The sequence below is a fragment of the Stenotrophomonas sp. YIM B06876 genome (genome assembly GCF_030711595.1).
Classification (GTDB): domain Bacteria; phylum Pseudomonadota; class Gammaproteobacteria; order Xanthomonadales; family Xanthomonadaceae; genus Stenotrophomonas.
Window position 1 is genome coordinate 1 of record NZ_JAUJUJ010000175.1, and the last position, 1,638, is coordinate 1,638.

At 67.9% G+C, this 1,638-nt stretch carries 1 protein-coding gene; it reads left to right on the top strand.

Annotation, left to right across the window (positions count from 1 at the left end; genetic code table 11):
- A partial coding sequence (locus QZH66_RS15815) for a malate synthase G (RefSeq protein WP_305806850.1) occupies positions 1-1,616 on the top strand: 1,616 nt, incomplete at its 5' end.
- Positions 1,617-1,638 lie beyond the last annotated feature (22 nt).

Genomic DNA, 1,638 nt, shown 5'->3' on the forward strand with positions numbered 1-1,638 from the left:
AGCTGCTGGTGCAGCTCCAGGGCGGCGCCAGCACGGGCCTGAAGAATGCCGCGCAGTTCGTCGGCTTCCAGGGCGCTGCGGCCGCGCCGTCGTCGGTGCTGCTGGTGCACAACGGCCTGCACCTGGACATCCAGATCGACCGCAGCACGCCGATTGGCCAGTCGGACGCCGCCGGCGTCAGCGACCTGGTGCTGGAGGCCGCGCTGTCCACCATCCTCGACCTCGAAGACTCGGTCGCCGCCGTGGACGCCGACGACAAGGTGCTGGGCTACGCCAACTGGCTCGGCATTCTGAAGGGCACGCTGACCGAGTCCTTCGCCAAGGGCGGCAAGACCGTGACGCGCGGCCTCAACCCCGACCGCGTCTACAGCGCCCCGAACGGCGGCGAAGTGCGCCTGCACGGCCGCTCGCTGATGTTCCTGCGCAACGTCGGCCATTTGATGACCAACCCGGCCATCACCTACACCGATGCGCAGGGCGCGCAGCGCGAGATCCCCGAGGGCATCCTCGACGCCGTCGTCACCACCGCGATCGCGCTGCACGACCTGCAGGGCCATGGCGCGAACGGCCTGCGCAACTCGCGCCAGGGCAGCGTCTACATCGTTAAGCCCAAGATGCACGGCCCCGCTGAAGTGGCCTTTGCCGCCGAATTGTTTGGCCGGGTTGAAAAGCTGCTTGGCCTGGCGGACAGCACCGTCAAGCTCGGCATCATGGACGAGGAGCGCCGCACCAGCGTCAACCTCAAGGCCTGCATCGCCGCCGCCGCCAGCCGCGTGGCCTTCATCAACACCGGCTTTCTCGACCGCACCGGCGACGAGATGCACAGCGCCATGCAGGCCGGCCCGATGATCCGCAAGGGCGACATGAAAAGCAGCGCCTGGATCCAGGCCTATGAGAAGAACAACGTGCTCGTCGGCCTGTCCTGCGGCCTGCGCGGCAAGGCGCAGATCGGCAAGGGCATGTGGGCCATGCCCGACCTGATGGCCGCCATGCTCGAGCAGAAGATCGCCCACCCCAAGGCCGGCGCCAACACCGCCTGGGTGCCCAGCCCCACGGGCGCCACGCTGCACGCGCTGCACTACCACCAGGTGCTGGTGCGCGACATCCAGATCGAGATGGAAAAGACCGACGTCAACGCCGAGCGCGACAACCTGCTGACCGGCCTGCTGACCATCCCCGTCACCGCCAGCCCGAACTGGAGCGACGCCGAAAAGCAGCAGGAGCTGGACAACAACGCCCAGGGCATCCTGGGCTACGTGGTGCGCTGGGTGGACCAGGGCGTGGGCTGCTCCAAGGTGCCCGACATCCACAACGTCGGCCTGATGGAAGACCGCGCCACGCTGCGCATCTCCAGCCAGCACATCGCCAACTGGCTGCACCACGGCGTGGTGACCGAGACCCAGGTGCGCGCGACCTTCGAGCGCATGGCCGCCGTGGTCGATGGCCAGAACGCCGGCGACCCGCTGTACCAGCCCATGGCCGGCCGCTTTGCCACCAGCATGGCCTACCAGGCCGCCTGCGACCTGGTGTTCAAGGGCCTGGCGCAGCCCAGCGGCTACACCGAGCCGCTGCTGCATGCCTGGCGCCTGAAGGTCAAGGCGGCCCAGGCCGCTTGATACTTCATTATTGATAGCTGCC